The organism is Serratia sp. PL7 (assembly GCF_945957435.1).
The window spans coordinates 760177-780078 of the sequence record NZ_CAMFLB010000001.1 but is presented as its reverse complement, the minus strand read 5'-3'; the positions used below and the strand labels follow the sequence as shown (position 1 = coordinate 780078).

The window sequence follows — 19902 nt, the reverse complement described above, 5'->3', positions numbered from 1 at the left end:
TACGAAAAACTTTAGAATTTCTGATCGGGCTCGCAAAAATAATTTCACCCAATTTGCTCGCCCTCACACTTTTTGCCCCAATTGGGTGCAGCGGTGCGTCAGGATTGTGCAAGACGGCAGTGACGCGGAGATCCCACCTGCAACATCCCCAAAACACGGGCCGCGCTGACCGCCGTCAGCCTCCGCTCCCGCTTTGTTTGCCAGCGGCTACACTGTGATCCTGACCGCCCCTTCTCTTCTGCGCCCAAGGAGTCACCATGCCCAAGAAAACCGTCGATCTCAGCCAGCCACACGCCCAGCACGACATCCGCGCATTTCTCGACGCGCTGAATGCCGCCGGCGGTAAACCCATGGAACAGATGAAGCCTAAAGAGGCACGCAGGGTCTTGGAGGACGCGCAACGCAGCGTCGAGGTGCCGCTGCGCGAGGTCGAGATCAGCGAAAAAACGATTCACGTAGAAGGTCAGGATATTCTGCTGCAGCTGGTGCGGCCGGCCAGGGTCAACGAGGCGCCGCCGGTATTCATGTTCTTTCACGGCGGCGGCTGGGTGCTGGGCGATTTCCCCACCCACGAGCGCCTGGTGCGCGATCTGGTTTACAGCTCCGGCGCGGCGGCGGTGTTCGTCAACTATCCCCGCTCACCGGAGGTGCGCTACCCCGAGGCGATCAACCTGGCTTACGCCGCCACGGAATGGGTGGCCGAGTACGGCGAGAAGATCAACGTCGACGGTTCACGGCTGGCGGTGGTCGGCAACAGCGCCGGCGGCAATATGGCGGCGGTGGTCAGCCTGATGGCCAAAGAGAAAGGCATACCGGCGCTGCGTTGCCAGATCCTGCTGTGGCCCGTCACCCGTGCCCAGTTTGATACCGACTCCTATCATCAGTTCGCCGAAGGCCATTTCCTGACCCGCAACATGATGAAGTGGTTTTGGGACAGCTACGCGCCCGATAAGGCGCAGCGCAAAGATATCTACGCTTCGCCGCTCAACGCCACGCCGGAACAGCTGCGGGGCTTGCCACCGACGCTAGTGCAGACCGCCGAGCTGGATGTGCTGCGCGATGAAGGCGAAGCTTACGCGCGTCTGCTCGATGCCGCCGGCGTCGAGGTCACCGCCACCCGCTACAACGGGCTGATCCACGACTACGGCCTGTTGAATCCGCTCGCCCACGTCCCTGCGGTGCATTCGGCGATCCACCAGGCCGGGCGCGCGTTGAAGCACTACCTGTCCTGACGCTAGCCGACCAGGTGGCAAGCCACCTGATGGCCGGGCGCCACGCTGCGCAGCTGCGGCGCCTGTTCGCGGCACTGCGCCGTGGCCAGCGGGCAGCGGGGATGGAAACGGCAGCCGCGCGGCGGGTTGGCGGGGTTCGGTGGCTCGCCGCCGGCCACCCACGCCGGCGCGCGTTGCGCATCCAGCGTCGGCACCGCTGCCAACAAGGCCTGCGTGTAGGGATGCAGCGGTTGGCGAAACAGCGCGTCGCGATCGGCGCTCTCAACGATCTGCCCCAGATACATCACTGCCACATCCTGGCACAGATGCTCCACCACGCCGAGATCGTGCGAGATAAACAGCAGCGTCACCCCTTGCCGTTCCTGCAAATCGGAGAACAGATTGATGATCTGCGCCTGAATCGACACGTCGAGCGCCGATATCGGTTCGTCTGCGACGATAAACTCCGGCTGCAGGATCAGCGCGCGCGCGATGCCGATGCGCTGGCGCTGGCCACCGGAAAACTCATGCGGAAACCGCCCATAATGCTGCGGCGACAGCCCGCAGATCGCCAGGGTATCGAGCACCCGTTCGCGCAGTTCCGCCTTGCTCGCCAGGCCGTGTTGCAACAGCGCTTCCCCAATGGCGTCGCCCACGCGCAGGCGCGGGTTCAGCGAACTGTACGGATCTTGAAACACTAACTGCATTTTCGGCCGCAGGGCGCGCAGCGCATCTTTACTCAGGCTATCCAGTGCCAGCCCTTTGAACATTACCTCACCGGCGGTTTTGTCGTGCAGGCCGAGCAGCGTGCGGCCGACGGTGGTTTTTCCGCTGCCTGACTCACCCACCAGCCCGAAAATGCGCCCCTTGCGAATGCTGAAGCTGACGTCGTCCACCGCCTTCAGTTGACCGGTGGTGCGCCCGAACAGTCCGTCGCGCAGCGGAAAATATTTCTTTAATCCTTTCACTTCCACCAAAGGTTCAGTCGACATGCGGGCGCCCTCCGGCGTTGAGGAAACAGGCGGACTGGCGCTGCGGCGTGCCGTACAGCGGCGGAATGCCATCGCGGCAGCGCGCGGTGGCCTGCGCACAGCGCTCGGCAAACGCACAGTGATCAGGCAAGCGCGCCAGATCCGGCACCTGGCCGGGAATGGAGTACAAACGGCGGAGCCGCTGGCCCGGCACCGGCCGCGAGGCGATCAGCCCCTGAGTATAAGGGTGCCGCGGTTCGGCCAGCACTTCCCGCGTCGTGCCCTGCTCGACGACGCGCCCGGCGTACATCACCGCCAGCCGATCCGCCATCTGGGCGATCACCCCAAGATCGTGGGTGATCAAGATCATCGCCATGTTGTGTCGCCGGCTCTGCTCACGCAGCAGCGCCAGGATCTGCGCTTGCACCGTAACGTCGAGCGCCGTGGTCGGTTCGTCGGCAATCAGCAGCGCCGGACGGCACCCGATCGCCATAGCGATCATCACGCGCTGCAGCATGCCGCCGGAAAGCTGATGCGGATAGCAGCGCATCAGTGCCTCGGCGCGCGCTAACCCCACTTCAGTCAAGAGTTGAATCGCCTGACGCCAGGCCGCTTTCGGCGACAGGGTCAGGTGGCGAATCAGCGGCTCCACCAGCTGTTCGCCGAGGGTCAACACCGGATTGAGCGCGCTCATCGGTTCCTGAAAGATCATCGCCAGTCGGTTGCCGCGCAGATCGGCCATCTTGGAGGCCCGCAGCGACAGCAGGTTTTGCCCTTCAAAGCGAATTTTACCGCCGTCTACCTGCGCCAGCGGCTGCGGCAACAGCCCCATCAGCGCCATGGCGGTCACGCTTTTGCCGCAGCCCGACTCACCGACGATCCCCAGCGTTTGCCCGGCCTGCAGCTCAAGGCTGACCTGCTGCACCGCCCGCACCGGCCCTTGTTCCCCCTGAAACGACACCGACAGTCGCTCGAACGCCACCAGCGGTTGGCTCATCGTGTTACCCCGTTCATTTTCGGATCGAGCGCGTCCCGCAGGCCGTCGCCCAAAATATTGATCGCCACCACGGTGACGAAGATCGCCAGCCCGGGCGGCATCCACAGCCAGGGGCGGCGCTGAAAGTCGATCAGGCTATTGGCGGCGTCCATCATGTTGCCCCACGACGGCGTCGGCGGCACCACGCCCAGCCCAAGGTAGCTCAACGCCGACTCGCTGAGGATGGCGTTGGCCACCGCCATGGTGGCGACCACCACCAAAATCGGCACGGTGTTGGGCAGCAGATGGCCGAAGAGACGCCGCCGGGTAGAGAGCCCCAGCACCTCGGTAGCCAACATGAAATCCCGCTCGCGCAGCGACAGGATCTGGCCGCGCACCAGCCGCGCCAGCGACGGCCAGCCCAGCAGGCTCAGCATGATCATCACCATGTAGATGCGGTAGTCCGGCGACACGTCGAGTTCGGTCAGCATCGCCCCCATGATGATCAGCAGCGGCAGGCCGGGAATGGTCATCAGCAGATCGGCGAAGCGCATGATCAGCCTGTCCGCCACGCCCCCCAGATAACCGGAAAGCGCCCCCAGCACATAGCCCAGCGTTACCGACAGCAGCATCGACACCAGGCCGATGGTCAGCGATATCCGCCCCGCCAGCAGCAGCCGGGTGCAGATATCGCGGCCGAGAAAGTCTGTGCCCAGCCAGTGCGCGCCGCTCGGCGCCTGGTTGATATTCAGCACGTCGCCGGCATCGTCGCGCCACGGCGAAAGCGACGGCCCAATCAGGCACAGCAGCGCCAACAGCACCAGCAACGCCAGCGAAATCATCGCCGGTCGGTGGCGGCGCAAACGTCGCCAGGCCTGAGCGGCGGGCGGTGGCGACAGTTGCGCCAGCGCAGGCAGCTGTGCCTGTCGCCAACGGCGACGGCGGCCGAAAAACAGCGTAACCAACATCGTGTTACCTCAAGCGAATGCGCGGGTCGGCGTAGGCGTACAGAATATCCGCCAGCAGATTGCCGAGAATGGTCAAGGCGGCCAGAAACAGCGTGAACCCCATCAATACCGGGTAATCACGCGCCGCCAACGAATCGATATGGATATGTCCGGCGCCCGGCCAGTTGAAGATTTTTTCGGTGATCAGCGCGCCGGAGAACAATCCCGGCAGCTCGAACCCCAGCAGGGTGATGATCGGCAACAGCGCATTGCGCAGCGCGTGTTTGAGGATCACCGTTTTCTCCCTGAGCCCCTTGGCGCGCGCGGTGCGGATATAGTCCATGCGGATCACCTCCAGCATGCTGGCGCGAAAATAGCGCGTCAGGCTGCCGGCCTGCAGCATCACCAGCGCCAGCACCGGCAACAGCAGGTGCGCCGCCACCTCCAGCGCCCAGGCCAGTCCGCTCGCTTCGCTGCCGGTACGCAACATGCCGCCCGCCGGTAGCCAGTGCAGGTCGACGGCGAACCATTTGATCAGCAACAGGCACAGGAAGAACGTCGGAAACGACATAGCGGCGAACACCGCCACGGTGATCAGATGATCGAACAGCGAATAGGGTTTCATCGCCGAGATCACCCCCACCGCCAACGCGATGCCCCAATACAGCACCATCGCCACCGCCGCCAGCAGGAACGAGTTCCAGATGTATTGATTCAGCAACGTGCTGACCGGGATCTGATACTGCAGCGAAAAACCGAGATCGCCCTGCAGCAAGCGGCCGAGCCAGTGCAGGTAGCGGCTGAACAACGGCTGATCCAACCCATACAGCGCCCGCAGCTCGGCGGCGCGTTGCGCGGTCAAATTGATGTTGCCGTCGATAAAATCGCCGGGCGCCAGGGCGAAAATGCAAAAAATCAGCAAGGAAGCCAACAACAGCATCGGGATAGTCTGCAACAGACGGCGCAGGATAAAGTTTCTCATCGCGGGTTCCATCGCCGCCGCCCGGAATGGCGCGGCGGCGTCAGGGCGTTACGGCGCCGGTTTGACGTTCGGCAGGCTGCCGACCAATCCGTTGTAGATATCCGGTTTAAAGCCGGTGACGCGCGCGCTGCTGGCGCTCAAAATCTCGCGGTTGCCGAGCAGGATCACCGGCGGATCGTCCGCCAACGCTTGATACAGCTGGTGATACAGCGGCTTGCGCTGGGCGATATCCAGCGTGGCATTGGCCCTGGCGATCAGCGCGTCTACCTGCGGGTTGTGATAACCGGTCTCGCTCTCGCTGCTGATGAAATCGCGTACGCCGTCGTGCGGATCGTTCAGCGTACTGGTGCTGAGGGACGCCAGGTCGTAATTGCCCGCCTTGCGCTGCGCCAACAGCGCGTTGAAGTCCAATACCTGCGGTTTCAGCACCACGCCGAGCCGGCGATAGTTATCCTTGGCGATCGGCACCAGCGCGTCGTTGATCAGCTTTTTGGTTACCAGCAGCGTCAGCTCCAGCTTTTTACCGTCTTTCTGCCGGATACCGTCAGCGCCCATCTGCCAACCGGCCTCGTCCAACAGCTTTTTGGCCTTATCGAGATCGTAAGCGTAGGGATTGATGCCGTTCGCGTCATAGGCCCAGGAGATCGGCGAAATCGGCTGGTTGGCGACCTTGCCGTACCCCTGGTACACCACGGCGATCAGCTTTTGCCGATCGAGGCCGTAGATCAGCGCCTGGCGCACCCGTTTATCCTGCAGCGCCGGGCGTCTGAGGTTGAAATCAACGCGGCTGTAATCGCTTGAGCTGTAAAGGTTGATATTGGCGAAGCCGAGCAGCTTGAGCTGTTCGATATCGTCCGGTTTGGCGGTAAAGGCGTCGTAGTCGGTCTCACCGGTCTGGAACAGCTGGAAGTTGGTGGCCGGGTTGGTGACGCGGTAGATAAAGCGCGCCATCGGCGGCGGGCCGAGGTAGAAGTTCGGGTTGGCGTGGAAGCGGATCTCCTGCCCCGGCACGTACTTGTCGTAAATATAGGGGCCGTTGCCGAGCGGCTTGCCGTTCAAGGCGCGCACGCTGTCGAGCTTGCCGCGCTGATAGTCTTTGCCGTAGTAAGCCCGCGACAATACCGGCCCGCCAATCAGTTGCAACGTGGTCGCGCCCGGCTGGGTGGTGACGATCTGAATGGTGCGATCGTCGATCACCTTCAGCCCGCTGATGCCGGCGGCGGTACCGTTTTTATACTCGGCGCCGCCCTGGATGTGCGCCGGCGTGATATCGGTGTCGCCGTCATAGGCCGGATCGTGCAGCAGCGTCAGGGTAAAGGCGATATCGTCGGCTTTCAGCGGCGAGCCGTCGCTGTAGACCAAATTCGGCCGCAGCTTAATGGTGTAGGTCAGATTATCGGGGCTGACCTGCCAGGACTCCGCCAATCGCCCTTCTTGCTTGCCCTGGCTGTCCAGGCCGATCAGGCGGCTGAAGATCACGTCGGTTACGTTCTCGTCCCAGCCGTTGGTGAACAGATACGGGTTGAAAATCCCCTGCGGTTCCGAGATGCCCGCCACCACGGTGTCTTTACGCAGTTTGGCGGCGGCCGGCACCCGAGCGGTGTCGCTGGCCGGCGTGATACCTTCGGCCAGCGTTTCCGCCTGAACGACGCCGCTCAGCCCCAGCGCGCAGACCAACGCCAGCGGTGTCAGGCGATATCGCAACAGTTTGTTTAGCTTATTTTTTATTCTTCTCACCCACAGCCCCTCGTCTTCCCGTTGATAAAAATGTGACAAAATTTATCGCAGAGTAATGGGCGGCTGGAGGGCTGTCTAACAACGAAACCGGCATTCCATTGCCGAAAAAAGCATTATGAATTTTTCTGGGGCAAAGCCCGCTGCAAATCGCGGTTCAACCGGTCGCAGCCAGCCCCCGGATAAGTTTGGCTAAGGTTTTGATCGCCTCTTCAAAGCGGTCATTCCATTCAAAAGAGGCGTTGAGGCGGAAGCAGTGGTTGAAATGGTCGCCGGTCGTGAACATGCGCCCCGGCGCGATGCTGATGCCCCGGGAAAGGGCCCGCCGGTACAGTTCCATCGACGACAGCGCCGGATCCAGCTCCAGCCACAGGAAATAACCGCCGTCGGGCTGGCTGACCTTCACCGTCGGCGGGAAATGGTGGGCGATCGCCTGACGCATCGCGCTTTGGCGTTGAGCCAGCAGGCGCCGCAGCCGCCGCAGATGGGTATCGTAGCCGCCGTGCAGCAGATAATCCGCCAGCGCCATCTGGGTCGGCACGCTGGTGGAAACGGTGCTCATCAGCTGCAAACGCTGGATCTGCTGCGCATAACGCCCCGCCGCCACCCAGCCGACGCGAAAGCCCGGCGCCAGGCATTTGGAAAACGACGAGCAGTGCAAGATCTGGCCGCCGCTGTCGAGCGCCTTGGCCGGCAGCGGCCGTTCGGCGCTGAAGTACAGCTCACCGTAGACATCGTCTTCGATCAGCGAAATCTGCCGTTCGCGCAGCAGCTCCACCAGGCGCTGCTTGTTGGCCTCCGGCAGGGTGGCGCCCTGCGGATTTTGGAAGTGGGTCATTAGCCAGCAGGCCTTGATCGGATACTGTTCCACCGCCTGCTGCAACGCGTCCAGATCGATACCGTCCTGCGGATGCGTGGCGATCGCCACCGCCTTTAACCGCAGCCGTTCCAGCGCCTGCAGCGCGCCGTAAAACGCCGGCGATTCGATCGCCACATAGTCGCCCGGCTGGGTCACCGCCTGCAGGCTGAGGCTGAGCGACTCCATCGCCCCGGCGGTGATGACGATTTCGTCCGGGGCAACCTGCATGCCGCTCAGCGCATAGCGTTGGGCAATGTGCCGCCGCAGCGCGTCGTTGCCCGGCGGCAGGTTGGCCAGCGAACTGTGCGGCGTGAACTTGCGCGCTACGCTGCTCAGCGCCCGCGCCAGCTTCGGCTGGGCGAACAGCGTGGCGTCGGGAAAGGCCGAACCGAAAGGCACGATGTCCGGATCCTTGCAGGCCTGCAGCACGTCAAAAATAAAGGCGTTGATGTCCACCTGCTCGCTCAGCAACAGTTTCTCGCCGCGCGAAGGCTGAGGCAGCGGCTGCGGACGCGCCGCCACATAGTAGCCCGACTGCGGGCGGGCGACGATCCACCCCTGGCTCTCCAGCAGTTGGTAAGACTGCACCACCGTCATCAGGCTTAATCCGGCGCGTTTGCCGCTCTCGCGCAGCGAAGGCAGCTTGTCGCCCGCCCGCCACACCCGGTTCTGGATCTGTTCTCTAATCTGCTGCGCAAGCTGCTCGTATCGGGTCATAACCATTAACTGTTATATGAAAAAGTAAAATAACTGTCACTATTATAGTCACTGTACTTCGTGATTAACTTAACGCCAAGCTTTTCACATAAAAATGACAGCTATACTCAAGAGGTTAATTTATGTTCAACCCTAGGAGGCGCCATGCTGGGTCTTGATGCACTGGAACTCGCCAGAATACAGTTCGCCTTCACCGTGTCTTTCCATATCATCTTCCCCGCCATCACCATCGGTTTAGCCAGTTATCTGGCGGTGCTGGAAGGGTTATGGTTGAAAACGCACAATGAAGCCTACCGTGAGCTTTACCATTTCTGGTCAAAGATTTTCGCCGTTAACTTCGGCATGGGCGTGGTGTCCGGGCTGGTGATGGCCTATCAGTTCGGCACCAACTGGAGCTTCTTCTCCGAGTTCGCCGGCAGCATTACCGGGCCGCTGCTGACTTATGAAGTGCTGACCGCCTTCTTCCTCGAAGCCGGTTTCCTCGGCGTGATGTTGTTCGGCTGGAACCGCGTCGGCCCAGGGCTGCACTTCTTCGCCACCTGCATGGTCGCGCTCGGCACACTGATCTCCACCTTCTGGATCCTGGCCTCCAACAGCTGGATGCAGACCCCGCAGGGGCATGAAATCATCAACGGCCAGGTGGTCCCGGTCGACTGGCTGAAGGTGATCTTCAACCCGTCCTTCCCGTACCGCCTGCTGCACATGTCCACCGCCGCCTTCCTCTCCTCGGCGTTCTTCGTCGGCGCCTCCGCCGCCTGGCATCTGCTGCGCGGCCGCGATACCCCGGCGATGCGCAAAATGCTGTCGATGGCGATGTGGATGGCGCTGATCGTCGCGCCGGTGCAGGCGATGATCGGCGATGCGCACGGCCTGAATACGCTGAAACACCAGCCGGCGAAGATCGCCGCCATCGAAGGCCACTGGGAAAATCCGCCGGGCGAAGCCACGCCGCTGATCCTGGTCGGTTGGCCGGACATGCAGCGCGAAGAAACCCGCTTCAAGCTGGAGGTGCCTTACCTCGGCAGCCTAATCCTGACGCACAGCCTGACCGAACAGGTACCGGCGCTCAAATCCTTCCCGCCGGAAGATCGCCCCAACTCCACCGTGGTGTTCTGGTCGTTCCGCATCATGGTCGGGCTGGGCATGCTGATGATTCTGGCCGGGGTGTGGAGCCTGTGGCTGCGCTGGCGCGGCGGGCTGTATCAGTCGCGTCCGTTCCTGTACTTCATTCTGTGGATGGGCCCTTCCGGGCTGCTGGCGCTGCTGGCGGGCTGGTTCACCACCGAGATCGGCCGCCAACCGTGGGTGGTGTACGGCCTGCTGCGCACCAAGGATGCGGTCTCCGCGCACGGCGACCTGCACATGAGCATCAGCCTGCTGGCGTTTATCATTGTCTATTGCTCGGTATTCGGCGTGGGCTACTCCTACATGATGCGCCTGATCCGCAAAGGGCCGCAGCCGCATGGACACCAAGAAGACAATACCGAGGGCCGGCCGGCGCGTCCGCTGTCCGCGGTCAACGACACTCTGGACGACAGGAGCTGAACATGGGTATCGATCTTCCGCTGATTTGGTTTGTCATCATCGTGTTCAGCACCATGATGTACGTGGTGATGGACGGTTTCGACCTGGGCATCGGCATCCTGTTTCCGTGGGTGAAAGAGAGCGGCGACCGCGATCTGATGATGAACACCGTCGCCCCGGTGTGGGACGGCAATGAGACCTGGCTGGTGCTGGGCGGCGCCGCACTGTTCGGCGCCTTCCCGCTGGCCTATTCGGTCATCCTCGACGCGCTGGCGATCCCGCTGACGCTGATGCTGATCGGGCTGATTTTCCGCGGCGTGGCCTTCGAGTTTCGCTTCAAGGCGACGCCGGAGAAGCGCCATATCTGGGACAAGGCGTTTATTTGGGGCTCACTGTTCGCCACCTTCAGCCAGGGTGTGGTGGTGGGCGCCGTGATCAACGGCTTCCCGGTAGAAGGCCGCACCTACGCCGGCGGCGCGCTGGACTGGCTAACGCCGTTCGCGCTGTTCTGCGGGCTGGGGCTGGTGGTGACCTATGCCCTGCTCGGCTGTACCTGGCTGGTGATGAAAACCGCCGGTGAACTGCAGGCACGCATGTATCACCTGGCGACGCCGCTGCTGGCCATCCTGTTGCTGGTGCTGGCTGCGGTCAGTGTCTGGACGCCGATCGCCCATCCGGAAATCGCCGCCCGCTGGTTTACGCTGCCTAACCTGTTCTGGCTGCTGCCGGTACCGCTGCTGGTGCTGCTCAGCGCCTGGGGAATTCAACGCGGAGTGAAACGCGGCGCGCACTACTCGCCGTTTATGCTGACGCTGCTGCTGGTGTTCCTCGGCCTGAGCGGACTTGGCATCAGCATCTGGCCGCACCTGATCCCGCCGGCCATCAGCCTGTGGGACGCCGCAGCACCACCGCAGAGCCTCGGCTTTATGCTGGTGGGCGCGCTGTTCATCATCCCAATCATTCTGGTCTACACCTTCTGGAGCTACTACGTGTTCCGCGGCAAGATCAGCCATGAACACGGCTATCATTGAGAAGGGAGGACGCTATGCAAGATAAAACGGCAACCGCCGCTCCGGCGCCCTGGTGGAAACGCATCGGTTGGCTGGTGATCATCTGGAGCGCCAGCGTGCTGGGGTTATTCGTGGTTGCCTCACTGTTCCGCCTGCTGATGACCGCGGCGGGCATGAAGTCGCATTGACGTGGCGCCTTATCTGGACGCGCTGTTGGGAAAGTAAAAAGAGACCACCAGCGTGACCAGCGGCAAGGCGCCGATCTTCACCAGCTCGAACACCTGATTCAGCGCTTCGTTTTTCTCCCAATACGCGTGGGCGGCGAATACGCCCACGCTGACGGCGAATATCCCGCACAGCACCTGGCGTGCCAGGCGCAGCCGCTCCATTTCGTCGAAGACCAAGACCTGCTCCAGATAAACCTGGCTGGCCTCATCGCGCAGATTACGGCTTTCGATGTTCATGGGAAGATCTCCACGACCCGCCCCACCGCTTCAAGCTGTTCACCCTTCTCCCGTACAATGCCAAGAGAAGTACCATCCTGTTTCATCCAGTACTTATCGGCAAGGGTAATCAGTGCAAACGCCATTTTGATTACCTCGGTTTTTTCCATCCCGTGACGCCGGGCGATATCGTTCAGATCATCATCAATTTTGTTCGATAACCGAATCGGCAAGCTGCGCATAGTCCACCTCCTGTGGCCGTTGATTCACAGAGGGAAAGTCTACTGGAAGGGCAAATATCGTTCAATTAGTGAACTGCGTAACGCCTCGCACAATCCGCATGCAACGCTAGTGCGGCTTGCGGCCCATCGCGCTGAGGAAGCGTTGCTGCAGACGCAACAGCTCCTCCAGTTCCAGCAGGCGGTAGTCGATGCCGAAACGCGGCGCCACCTCGCCGATGATGCGGCTCAGCGCCGGGTAATGGCGGTGGCTCCAGTGCGGGAACAGATGATGCGTCAAATGCAGGTTCGCCCCGCCGAGCCAGTACCCCAGCCAACGCGGCCGGGTCAGCCAGTCGAAGGTGGTGGCGAACACGTGGTGATACCAGCCGTGCGGCATCGTGCCCTGCGCTGGCGCCTGATAAAAGTTGGCCTTGGCCCAGTGGGTGCCGATGATCAACATCACGAACAGCAAGGAAGAAAGCATTTGGCTCAGCAAATAGACCAGCAGAATTTGCCCGATGCCGATAGCCGGCGGCAACAGCCAGCATGGGATCGCCAGCGCCAGCAGCAGGTGTGCCGCCTTACCCGCCAGAAACCCGCACCAGCCACGCACGCCCTGCTGCGCCATGCGCGCCGCCACGCGGGTGCGGCCCGCCCTGTCCAGCCAATCGAACAACCAGATGTAGTACGGGAACGTCAGCGCCGCCACCAGCGGCCAATAGTAACGCTGCGCGCGCATAAAGGGGCGCCAGCGCTGGAACGGCGTTTGCCGCAGCACGCCGTTGGCGTCGATGTCGGGATCGTAATGTTCGATATTGTTATGGGCATGGTGGAACAGCACGTGCCGCACGCGCCAGCAGTCGGGGTCCAGTCCCAGCGGCACGCTCACCAGGGCGTTCAGCCAACGGTTGGCCCAGGGCCGACGGAAAAACGCGTTGTGCGAAGCATCGTGCACCACGTTCACCGTCAGGAACATGCCGATAAAGATAAAACCGAAATAGCAGGCGAAAAACGCCCAGCCGTTTTGCTGCTGCAGGCTCAACCCGTAACACAGGCCGCACAGCGCCAGCAGCAGCGCGACCTTCGCCAGCATGCCGCCGTCGGCGAAACGGTGATCGCCGTTGGCCGCCAGATAATGCTGGGCGGCCTGCATCAGCGCGCGGTGCAACCCGTTGTCGTCGCGCCGATAGGCTAACGGACGCAGCGGTTTCATGGCTGCCCCATCCGCCGCAAGAAGCGCTGTTGCTGCGCCAGCAGTTCGCGATAGCCGATGCAGCGGTACGCCATGCCGTGCCGCTGTGCCACTTCCGCCACCGCGGCGGCCAGCGCCGGATAGTGGCGGTGATTCCAACCGGGAAACAGGTGATGGGTCAGGTGATAGTTCAGCCCGCCGGTCAGATGCTCCAGCCAGCGCGGTTCGGGCTGCCAGTCGCAGGCGGTGGCGAAATTGTGCCGATACCAGCCTTGCGGCATGCTGTCGCCCGTCGGCGCCGGGTAAAACTCGGCCTGCGCCCAATGGGTGCCCAGCAGCAAGAACACCACCAGCAGCGAGGCGCACATCTGGCTGAGCGCGTAAGCCAGCAACACCCAGCCCCAGCCGATGCCGTGCAAGTGGCCCACGATCAGCGGCACCACCAGCACCAGCGCCAGATGCGCGAGCTTGCACAGCACGAACAGCGTCCAACCGCCGCGCCCCGCCAGCACGCGTTTTTCCCGCAGCGGCGTTTTATCGAGCCGATCGGACCAATCGAAAATCCAGGCGATATAGGGCAAGGAGAGCGCGGCGATCAGCGGCCAGTACAGATGCTGATAGCGCATATGGGGCCGCCAGCGCTGGAAAGGCGTCTGGCGGAAAAAGCCGTTCTCTTCGGTGTCCAGATCGTAATGCTCCACGTTGGCGTAAACGTGGTGGTAATCCACGTGCCGCGTACGCCAATAGTCCGGATCGACGCCCAGCGGCAGCGTCACCACCCGCCCCACCAGGCGATTGGCCCAGGGCGCACGCAGGAAGGCGTTATGCGAAGCATCGTGGTTGACGTTGACGTTGAGCAGCATACCCATGGTCACGAACAGGAAATAGCAAAGGAAAAACGCCCATGGCTGATGCTGCATCAGGCTGAGCGCGTAAAACCCGGCGCACAACACCAACAACAGCGCGGCCTTGACCAGCCGCGCGGCATCGGCATAGCGATGATCGCCCGCCAGGCAGGCGTGCGCCGCGCGCTTGAGATCGCGATGAAACGCCTGCTCGCCATCGGCGGGAAAACGCAGCGGCGGCAATGACTCAGCCATGCGGTTCCTCCACGGCGGCCGATGCGGCCACTCGCCCCCAGCCCAGCGCGATGCACAGGGCATGCAGCGCCACGGCGGCCATGGTGATATGCCAATAGCGCTGTGGCCAGCCAAGATAGCCGATAAACAGCAGCGGCATGCCCAGCGCGATCAGCAGCCAGACGGCGCTCGCCCACGGTCGCCCTTCCGTCATGCCGCCCAGCGCTACCGATCCCAACGCCAGCAGCACCAGCAGCGCCATTTGCGGCCAGCTGATGTCGCCGTAACCATAGCCGTATTGGTAGACGTAGCCGACCACCAGCGTGAACAACAGCATGGCGCCGCTGAATACGCTGAGTGCCGAACGGCGGTCGCGTGGTCGGCCCGGCGCCGGGCGCCATGTCAGACGCAAATAGCGCAGGAACGGCAGATTACTCGCCCAGAACGGGTTGGCAGACGGCCTGTCACCGCTGACGCCATAGCTGAACGGCGTGGTCGGCAACGCCGGGCAGAAGGTGCCGAACAGCTTGTCCCAAAAGATAAAGCTGCCGCCGAAGTTCTTATTGGAATACGCCATGTCCTTGATGTGGTGCACCCGGTGGTGCGCTGGCGTGACCAGGATTTTTTCCAGCACGCCCAGCTTCGGCGTCAGCGCATTGTGGTTAAACAGCTGAATGCTGTAGTGAAAAATCGACACCGCGACGAACACCGACAGCGGCACGCCCGCCAGCGCCAGCAGCAAAAAGAACGGGATCGACGTCAGCGACGAATACCAGGAGTTGCGCACCCCCAGCGACAGGTTGAAGTGCTCCCCCTGGTGGTGCACCACGTGTACCGCCCACAGCACGCGGAAGCGGTGGTGCAGGCGATGCAGCCAGTAGAAACCGAAGTCCCACGCCAGCAGGGCGAACAGCCACATCAGCAGCGGCGGCCAGGCGTCCAGCAGCCCCAGGCTGAAATGCGCGGCCACGTAGCCGTAGCAGGTGATCTCCAGCCCGCGGAACAGCCACAGCATGATATGGCCGGAGTTCAGGTTGAACACCAGATCGTGCCAGTTGACCGGCTCACGGCGCCCCCACTGCAGCGCCACCGCCTCGGCCACCACGATGAACAGCATGAACACTATCGGCAACGCCAGATCGCTCATCCCATTTCTCCTTTAACCACGCGCCTGCGCAGGGCCTTTATACGCAGCGCCAGCCCACCGGCGCATAGCGCCAGCAAGGCGCCACCTGCCAAATCGACAAACAAGTGACGGCGCAGCTGCAGAATGGAGAACGCGATCGCCACGCCCCACAGCATCCACAGCGCCGTCCGCATTTTGCGCTCGCCGTCGCTCAGCGCCCACACCGCCAGCACCGTCAGCGCCATGTGCAACGACGGCAGGCAGTTCTGCGCCGAATCCACCTGCGTTAACGCCGCCAGCAGCTGCGCGCTGATCCCAACGCCATCGTTCTGCGGATAGGCCATGGTGGTCGGCCACAGCAGGTAAACCGCTCCGGCGCCCAGCGCCGTCAGCTGCATCGCCAGCGTCAGCCATTTGATTCGCCGCAGCGGCGCCAGCAAATAGCCAGCCGGGACGATGAGGAAGAACGACAGGTAGAGCCAGATGGCCGTCGGGTTGAACGGGATCGCCCGATCAAGCGCCGACGGCGGCAACAGGGTTCCCGCCCCCTGCAGGCGATCGGTCAGGCTATACACGACCCCGACCGTCCCCCAGCCGAGCAACATGTGCCCTAGCCTGAACAGCGTATTTTTCATGCTTCCTCCGCCTGGCGCACGATGCGCCGCCGCTTGCGATCGAACTGCGGCAGCACCGCCTGCGTCGTCAGCCGCCATTCGAGCCGCTCGGTGGCGATGCCCTGACGGGCGAACAGTGCGATCAGCTGCGCCTGGCAGTGCGCCAATTCCGCTTGGCTGCAATCGGCAATCAGCTCCAGCCGCTGCTCGCCGCGCTGGATCAGGCGGTAATCGCTGGTCAGCGGCAACGCATTGGCGATCGTCCGGCTGCAGGCATCGGCGAACACCGCCTGCGGTTGCCGCTGCGCATCGGGTAACATCAGCTGATCGTCGCGCCGCCCTTCGATACGCGCAATCGCCCGCGTCGATTGCCCGCATGGGCAGGGTTCCTGGCGCAGCACCAATACATCATCCAGCCGATAGCGCACGATCGGCTGCGTACTGCGGGTAAAGTCGGTGATCAGCGGCGTGAAGCGCAGTTCGTCGATCCACTGCGGTTCGATATGCAAAAACTCTTCGTTCAGATGTAGCGTGCCGTGCGCGCAGGTGGCGGCCAGGAACCCCTCGGTGGCCTGATACACTTCGCCAACCGCCGGAAACACCTGCAGCAGCAGGCGGCGATCCTGCTCTTCCAACACCTCGGCGACCGAGATCGCTTTTTTGACCGGCAGCGTCACCTGCCCGGCCAGCACCGCCAGCGCCAGGGCGCGCAGCACCTGCGCCGGCGCCACGATGATGCTGGGCGCCTGCCGTTCCAAGGCGGGCAGATGCGCATTGAACGGCGCGAGCAGATCGTAAAACGCCAGGCTCAGCCAACGGTTGTTCACGCTGTGATAGAGGTTATTGTCCGCCCGCAGAAACAGCGCAACGCGCTCGCCGGCCAACAGCCCGTCCGGCAGCATTTTCGCCAGCATGCCGCCGGCCCACACCTGCTGTTCGCGCGGGCTGACGACAAACACGCCGCGCTGCCCGGAGGTGCCGGACGACAATCCGACGCTGTAGCGCCCGATCTTCGGCGTGAAATCGCGATCCGCCTCGCTGCGCTGCGCGCAGGCCAGCACCGCATCGCGCTGCAGCCCGGCGGTATTCATCCGGTCGAACTGCGCCATCATCAGCGCCTTGTCCATCTGCGGCCATTCGGCGAACGGCCGGCGGCTGAAACACTGAAAATAGGGGCTCTTGCTCAGCACCCGGCGGGCAAAGCCCGTGAGCTGCCGGGCCTGATACGCCTCCAGCGCCGCACGATCGCCAAAGCGCAGGCGTCGGGCGCGAAAATAGTGCCAAAGGGTCATGAAGGGGATCACAGGTCCCCCTCATGACACAGCAAAATGTTGACCTGGCCGCCCGCCCACAACTGGTTGAGCCGCTCCAGCGTGCGGGTGTACGCCGCCGCGTCGTCCATCACCAGATTGGCCAGGCGCGAAGGCCCGCGCAGCGTCTGGTAGCTCTGCGGCGACCAGGCGGCGTCGCTGGCCAGCAGTGTCCAACCGGCATCGGTGAGGATAAAGGCGCCGATATGGCCGGCCGCATGCCCCGGCAGCGGCACCAGCACGATCTGCCCTTCGCTGCCCGGCAGCACGTAACCGCGATCGAACGGCGCCAGCAGCGCGGGCAACGCCACCGAGGGAAAAGCCTCCATAAACTGCAGGCGGCTCTCGAAGTCCGCCGGGATCAGGCCGGGAATAAAGGCGCGCTTCAGCGCCGCAAAACCGCGCAGCCCACGGGTTTGCTGCCAGCCTTCGCCAGAGCAAATAAAGTCGAGTTGGCTGAAATCCTGCAGCCCGGCGATGTGATCCGCGTGAAAATGCGAGACGATCAGCGCCTGGATGTCACCTTCGGTGTAACCGGCTTCGCGCAGCTGGTGCGCCAACGACTCGGCGGGATCGAAATAGACCGGCGTCATGCGGCGGTAAAGGCTGAACAGCCCCGACTGCGTGTGCTGCTGAAAATAATGCGCGTAGCCGGTATCCCACAGCCAGCGGCGCTCCCCTACCTCCAGCAGATAGGCGCGCGCCGGGAATTTGCACACCCGGAACCCGGCACCGCGCAGCGCCATGCAGCCGATATGCGTGCAATAGCCCACTTCAAAAACGGTGACTTTAGCCATGTTGTCCGCCTCCTTGCTGCCGCAGCCACTCGCCGGTCAGGCGGATCCCCTCTTCCATCGAGTAACGCGGCCGATAGCCCAGTTCTTCGATCGCGCGGGTCTGGCTCAGGGTCATGTCGAAGTGCACCGCCGCCACGCTGTAGCGCGTCAGCATCGGTTCCTTGCCGCTCAGGCTTGCCCACAGCTCCATGCCGCCGGCCAGCGAATGCAGCAGCGGATAGGGCACGGCCTGCAGCCGGTAACTCAGCCCCAGCGCCTGACGCAGCAGCGCATCCAGCATGTCCGCCAGCCGCTGCGGTTGGTGATTGGTGATGTTGTACACGGCGCCGGACGGCAATCCGCGCTGCCGGCTGGCCAGCTCCATGGCGTGCACCACATTGGGGGCAAAGGTCAGATCCAGCAATGCCTGTCCGCCGCCGGGCAATCGCAATACGCCGCGATCGCGTTCGAGCTGCTGCAACAGCCGCGGCACGATCACCCGATCGTGCGGGCCAAACAGGCCGCGCGGCCGCAGCATAATGTAGGTGGTTTGCGGATAGATCTTCGCCTGCGCCAACAGGCGCTGTTCGGCCGCATACTTGCTGGCGGCATAGTGATTGGCGAAGCGCCGGGCGCGGTAACCCTCGTCAAGATCGTAATGCGGCTGAAAATCGAAGTAGATTGCCGGCGTGGAGATATGCACGAAGCGCCGCACGCCGCAGCGCCCCGCCGCCTCCGCCAGCTTCTCCGTCGCCGCGGCGTTGATGCGGTGAAATTCCGCCTTGCTGCCCCAGGGCGAAGACTTGGCCGCACAGTGCCACACCCACTCGCAGTCGGTCACCAGCTCCCGGCACTGCTGCGGCGTGGCCTGCGCCAGATCGAGCGCGCAAAACTCGGCGCCCAGCCGGCGCAGCGTTGCGCCGGCCCGCTCATCGCGGCCGGTGGTGCGCACCTGATGTCCGGCCTCCAGCAACCACTGCGCCGCGTTGCGTCCCAGCCCGCTGGTCGCCCCGGTGACCAGCACCCTCATGGCAGCAACACCATGCCGGCCAGCGCCAGCCCGGCGGCGGTGCCGATCAGCATCACCGGCTGACCGGGATTGAAGCGCCCGGTGGTCGCAGCGGCATGCAGCGCCGTCGGGATGGACGCCGCCACCTGATTGCCATGATGGCGGTAGATGTCGACCAGCGCCTCGCTGGAGACGTGCAGCCGCTTGCGCATATGTTCGAGCGACAGATGGCTGGCCTGATGCGGCACCACGGTGGCGATCTGGGCCAGGGTCAGGCCGCTGGCGTTCAGCAGCCGGTCGAGGTAGCCCTCAATCAGCGCCGACGCCTGACGGAACAGCGGCTTGCCCTGCATATGAAACAGGAAGTCTTGCTCACACATGCCGGCGCGCGGGTTACGACGCGTACCGCCGGCGCGGATCTCGCACAGTTCGCTCCCGGCGGGATAGGTTTCCACCAGGCTGGCGAGGATGCCGCTAGCGCCTGTGCCGCGCTCCACAATGGCACAGGCGGCACCATCGCCGAAAATCAGCGACGACTCTTCGTGCTGCCAGTCGATGCCACGTGAAGCGAGATCCGCCGAAACGATGGCGATACGCCGATACGTCCCGGCGTTCAACAGCCCCGCCGCTACCTGCAGCGCAGAGATAAAGCTGACGCAGCTGCTGTTGATGTCGAAGCCCGGCGTGCCCGCCGCCAGCCCCGCCACCTTGAGAATGTGCGCGGCGGTGCATGGCAGCGCCTGCACCGATATCGCCGAGGCGGAGATCAGCAGGTCAATGGAAGCTGCCGGGATGGCGTGGCGAGCCAGCGCATCTTGCAGCGCAGCGGCAGCGAGTTCGGCCTGGCTGGCATCGTCGGCGGCGTGATAGCGGCAAACGATGCCCGAGCGTTTTTCAACGTAGCCGGCCGGTTTCCCCAGGCGAGCGTCAAGCGTAGAAGACGCCACGCGGTTGGGCGGCAACGCGGCCCCGGTGGCAATGATTTTCAGAGGCAACAGCTCGGGTGAGCGACATTGTGTGGTCATTATTGTTATTGATTAACCTGACTATCCATAAAGCGATTCTCCCGCACGGCACGAAGGCCACGCGGATCATCCCCGGTTTTTATGTCCCAAAATGCCTTTCATCAAGGCGGTATCTCTTGTTATCGGCTACCACGGGCCGACGTCCGTCGGCGGAAGCATAAGCGTAACATGACTGA

General features: G+C 63.1%; 20 protein-coding genes. 4 read left to right on the top strand and 16 right to left on the bottom strand.

Annotation, left to right across the window (positions count from 1 at the left end):
- Positions 1 to 257 precede the first annotated feature (257 nt).
- Positions 258 to 1232 (top strand): alpha/beta hydrolase, encoded by a 975-nt coding sequence (locus N6G83_RS03650; RefSeq protein WP_197836163.1) that lies wholly within the window; start codon positions 258 to 260, stop codon positions 1230 to 1232.
- A 2-nt stretch (positions 1233 to 1234) separates the two neighbouring features.
- Here the strand turns inward: N6G83_RS03650 and N6G83_RS03645 are convergent, their stop codons facing one another.
- The 6 genes from N6G83_RS03645 to N6G83_RS03620 form a co-directional block, all read right to left on the bottom strand.
- Positions 1235 to 2203, bottom strand: coding sequence for an ABC transporter ATP-binding protein (locus N6G83_RS03645; RefSeq protein ID WP_025303182.1), 969 nt, complete (start codon positions 2201 to 2203; stop codon positions 1235 to 1237).
- Positions 2193 to 3179, bottom strand: coding sequence for an ABC transporter ATP-binding protein (locus N6G83_RS03640; protein WP_025303183.1), 987 nt, complete (start codon positions 3177 to 3179; stop codon positions 2193 to 2195). Before N6G83_RS03640 ends, N6G83_RS03645 begins: the two co-directional genes overlap by 11 nt.
- Positions 3176 to 4126, bottom strand: coding sequence for an oligopeptide ABC transporter permease (gene opp4C / locus N6G83_RS03635; RefSeq protein ID WP_043143878.1), 951 nt, complete (start codon positions 4124 to 4126; stop codon positions 3176 to 3178). Before opp4C ends, N6G83_RS03640 begins: the two co-directional genes overlap by 4 nt.
- 4 nt (positions 4127 to 4130) lie before the next feature.
- Positions 4131 to 5087, bottom strand: a complete 957-nt coding sequence (locus N6G83_RS03630) for an ABC transporter permease (RefSeq protein ID WP_004934604.1) — start codon at positions 5085 to 5087, stop codon at positions 4131 to 4133.
- Positions 5088 to 5135: 48 nt separating this feature from the next.
- Positions 5136 to 6791: an ABC transporter substrate-binding protein gene (locus tag N6G83_RS03625; RefSeq protein WP_409529436.1), complete on the bottom strand. Its 1656-nt coding sequence runs from the start codon at positions 6789 to 6791 to the stop codon at positions 5136 to 5138.
- 187 nt (positions 6792 to 6978) lie between these two features.
- A complete protein-coding gene (locus tag N6G83_RS03620) occupies positions 6979 to 8397 on the bottom strand; it encodes a PLP-dependent aminotransferase family protein (protein ID WP_025303187.1) in 1419 nt (472 codons plus the stop codon).
- Positions 8398 to 8541: 144 nt separating this feature from the next.
- On the opposite strand from N6G83_RS03620, the gene N6G83_RS03615 reads away from it, so the two are divergent.
- Genes N6G83_RS03615 through N6G83_RS03605 form a run of 3 tightly spaced genes read left to right on the top strand, consistent with a single transcriptional unit; the run spans position 8542 to position 11119 of the window.
- Positions 8542 to 9942 (top strand): cytochrome ubiquinol oxidase subunit I, encoded by a 1401-nt coding sequence (locus tag N6G83_RS03615; protein ID WP_260514720.1) that lies wholly within the window; start codon positions 8542 to 8544, stop codon positions 9940 to 9942.
- Between the two features lie 2 nt (positions 9943 to 9944).
- Entirely contained in the window at positions 9945 to 10952 is a 1008-nt protein-coding gene (gene cydB, locus N6G83_RS03610) for a cytochrome d ubiquinol oxidase subunit II (protein WP_025303188.1), read from the top strand.
- A gap of 14 nt (positions 10953 to 10966) precedes the next feature.
- A complete protein-coding gene (locus N6G83_RS03605) occupies positions 10967 to 11119 on the top strand; it encodes a DUF2474 domain-containing protein (RefSeq protein ID WP_071605360.1) in 153 nt (50 codons plus the stop codon).
- 9 nt (positions 11120 to 11128) lie between these two features.
- On the opposite strand, the gene N6G83_RS03600 is transcribed toward N6G83_RS03605, so the two are convergent.
- From N6G83_RS03600 to N6G83_RS03555, 10 genes are all read right to left on the bottom strand, one after another.
- The gene (locus tag N6G83_RS03600) at positions 11129 to 11395 is read right to left on the bottom strand and encodes a hypothetical protein (RefSeq protein ID WP_033643416.1); all 267 of its coding nucleotides are present in this window, start codon (positions 11393 to 11395) and stop codon (positions 11129 to 11131) included.
- Positions 11392 to 11616 carry a hypothetical protein gene (locus N6G83_RS03595; protein ID WP_025303190.1) on the bottom strand — a complete coding sequence of 75 codons (225 nt, stop codon included), beginning with the start codon at positions 11614 to 11616 and terminating at the stop codon, positions 11392 to 11394. The genes N6G83_RS03600 and N6G83_RS03595 overlap by 4 nt, the downstream gene beginning before the upstream one ends.
- 106 nt (positions 11617 to 11722) lie before the next feature.
- Entirely contained in the window at positions 11723 to 12808 is a 1086-nt protein-coding gene (locus N6G83_RS03590; protein ID WP_043138502.1) for an acyl-CoA desaturase, read from the bottom strand.
- Complete coding sequence (locus N6G83_RS03585; protein ID WP_025303192.1) at positions 12805 to 13887, bottom strand: fatty acid desaturase family protein; 1083 nt, start codon at positions 13885 to 13887, stop codon at positions 12805 to 12807. Before N6G83_RS03585 ends, N6G83_RS03590 begins: the two co-directional genes overlap by 4 nt.
- Positions 13880 to 15013 (bottom strand): sterol desaturase family protein, encoded by a 1134-nt coding sequence (locus N6G83_RS03580; protein ID WP_142590295.1) that lies wholly within the window; start codon positions 15011 to 15013, stop codon positions 13880 to 13882. Before N6G83_RS03580 ends, N6G83_RS03585 begins: the two co-directional genes overlap by 8 nt.
- Positions 15010 to 15627, bottom strand: coding sequence for a phosphatase PAP2 family protein (locus N6G83_RS03575; protein ID WP_142590294.1), 618 nt, complete (start codon positions 15625 to 15627; stop codon positions 15010 to 15012). The genes N6G83_RS03580 and N6G83_RS03575 overlap by 4 nt, the downstream gene beginning before the upstream one ends.
- Entirely contained in the window at positions 15624 to 16910 is a 1287-nt protein-coding gene (locus N6G83_RS03570) for a F390 synthetase-related protein (RefSeq protein ID WP_142590293.1), read from the bottom strand. Before N6G83_RS03570 ends, N6G83_RS03575 begins: the two co-directional genes overlap by 4 nt.
- Positions 16907 to 17713, bottom strand: a complete 807-nt coding sequence (locus N6G83_RS03565; RefSeq protein ID WP_043138513.1) for an MBL fold metallo-hydrolase — start codon at positions 17711 to 17713, stop codon at positions 16907 to 16909. The genes N6G83_RS03570 and N6G83_RS03565 overlap by 4 nt, the downstream gene beginning before the upstream one ends.
- Entirely contained in the window at positions 17706 to 18722 is a 1017-nt protein-coding gene (locus N6G83_RS03560) for an NAD-dependent epimerase/dehydratase family protein (protein ID WP_142590292.1), read from the bottom strand. Before N6G83_RS03560 ends, N6G83_RS03565 begins: the two co-directional genes overlap by 8 nt.
- A complete protein-coding gene (locus N6G83_RS03555; protein ID WP_142590291.1) occupies positions 18719 to 19726 on the bottom strand; it encodes a 3-oxoacyl-[acyl-carrier-protein] synthase III C-terminal domain-containing protein in 1008 nt (335 codons plus the stop codon). The genes N6G83_RS03560 and N6G83_RS03555 overlap by 4 nt, the downstream gene beginning before the upstream one ends.
- Positions 19727 to 19902: the final 176 nt, after the last annotated feature.

Excerpts from the sequence above, each read along its gene's own strand:
- N6G83_RS03560 (WP_142590292.1), bottom strand. The coding sequence starts at position 18,722 with ATGAGGGTGCTGGTCACCGGGGCGACCAGCGGGCTGGGACGCAACGCG.
- N6G83_RS03630 (WP_004934604.1), bottom strand. The coding sequence starts at position 5,087 with ATGAGAAACTTTATCCTGCGCCGTCTGTTGCAGACTATCCCGATGCTG.
- N6G83_RS03555 (WP_142590291.1), bottom strand. The coding sequence starts at position 19,726 with ATGACCACACAATGTCGCTCACCCGAGCTGTTGCCTCTGAAAATCATT.
- N6G83_RS03595 (WP_025303190.1), bottom strand. The coding sequence starts at position 11,616 with ATGCGCAGCTTGCCGATTCGGTTATCGAACAAAATTGATGATGATCTG.
- N6G83_RS03615 (WP_260514720.1), top strand. The coding sequence starts at position 8,542 with ATGCTGGGTCTTGATGCACTGGAACTCGCCAGAATACAGTTCGCCTTC.
- N6G83_RS03645 (WP_025303182.1), bottom strand. The coding sequence starts at position 2,203 with ATGTCGACTGAACCTTTGGTGGAAGTGAAAGGATTAAAGAAATATTTT.
- N6G83_RS03605 (WP_071605360.1), top strand. The coding sequence starts at position 10,967 with ATGCAAGATAAAACGGCAACCGCCGCTCCGGCGCCCTGGTGGAAACGC.
- N6G83_RS03640 (WP_025303183.1), bottom strand. The coding sequence starts at position 3,179 with ATGAGCCAACCGCTGGTGGCGTTCGAGCGACTGTCGGTGTCGTTTCAG.
- N6G83_RS03580 (WP_142590295.1), bottom strand. The coding sequence starts at position 15,013 with ATGAGCGATCTGGCGTTGCCGATAGTGTTCATGCTGTTCATCGTGGTG.
- N6G83_RS03575 (WP_142590294.1), bottom strand. The coding sequence starts at position 15,627 with ATGAAAAATACGCTGTTCAGGCTAGGGCACATGTTGCTCGGCTGGGGG.
- cydB (WP_025303188.1), top strand. The coding sequence starts at position 9,945 with ATGGGTATCGATCTTCCGCTGATTTGGTTTGTCATCATCGTGTTCAGC.
- N6G83_RS03590 (WP_043138502.1), bottom strand. The coding sequence starts at position 12,808 with ATGAAACCGCTGCGTCCGTTAGCCTATCGGCGCGACGACAACGGGTTG.
- N6G83_RS03600 (WP_033643416.1), bottom strand. The coding sequence starts at position 11,395 with ATGAACATCGAAAGCCGTAATCTGCGCGATGAGGCCAGCCAGGTTTAT.
- N6G83_RS03650 (WP_197836163.1), top strand. The coding sequence starts at position 258 with ATGCCCAAGAAAACCGTCGATCTCAGCCAGCCACACGCCCAGCACGAC.
- opp4C (WP_043143878.1), bottom strand. The coding sequence starts at position 4,126 with ATGTTGGTTACGCTGTTTTTCGGCCGCCGTCGCCGTTGGCGACAGGCA.
- N6G83_RS03620 (WP_025303187.1), bottom strand. The coding sequence starts at position 8,397 with ATGACCCGATACGAGCAGCTTGCGCAGCAGATTAGAGAACAGATCCAG.
- N6G83_RS03585 (WP_025303192.1), bottom strand. The coding sequence starts at position 13,887 with ATGGCTGAGTCATTGCCGCCGCTGCGTTTTCCCGCCGATGGCGAGCAG.
- N6G83_RS03565 (WP_043138513.1), bottom strand. The coding sequence starts at position 17,713 with ATGGCTAAAGTCACCGTTTTTGAAGTGGGCTATTGCACGCATATCGGC.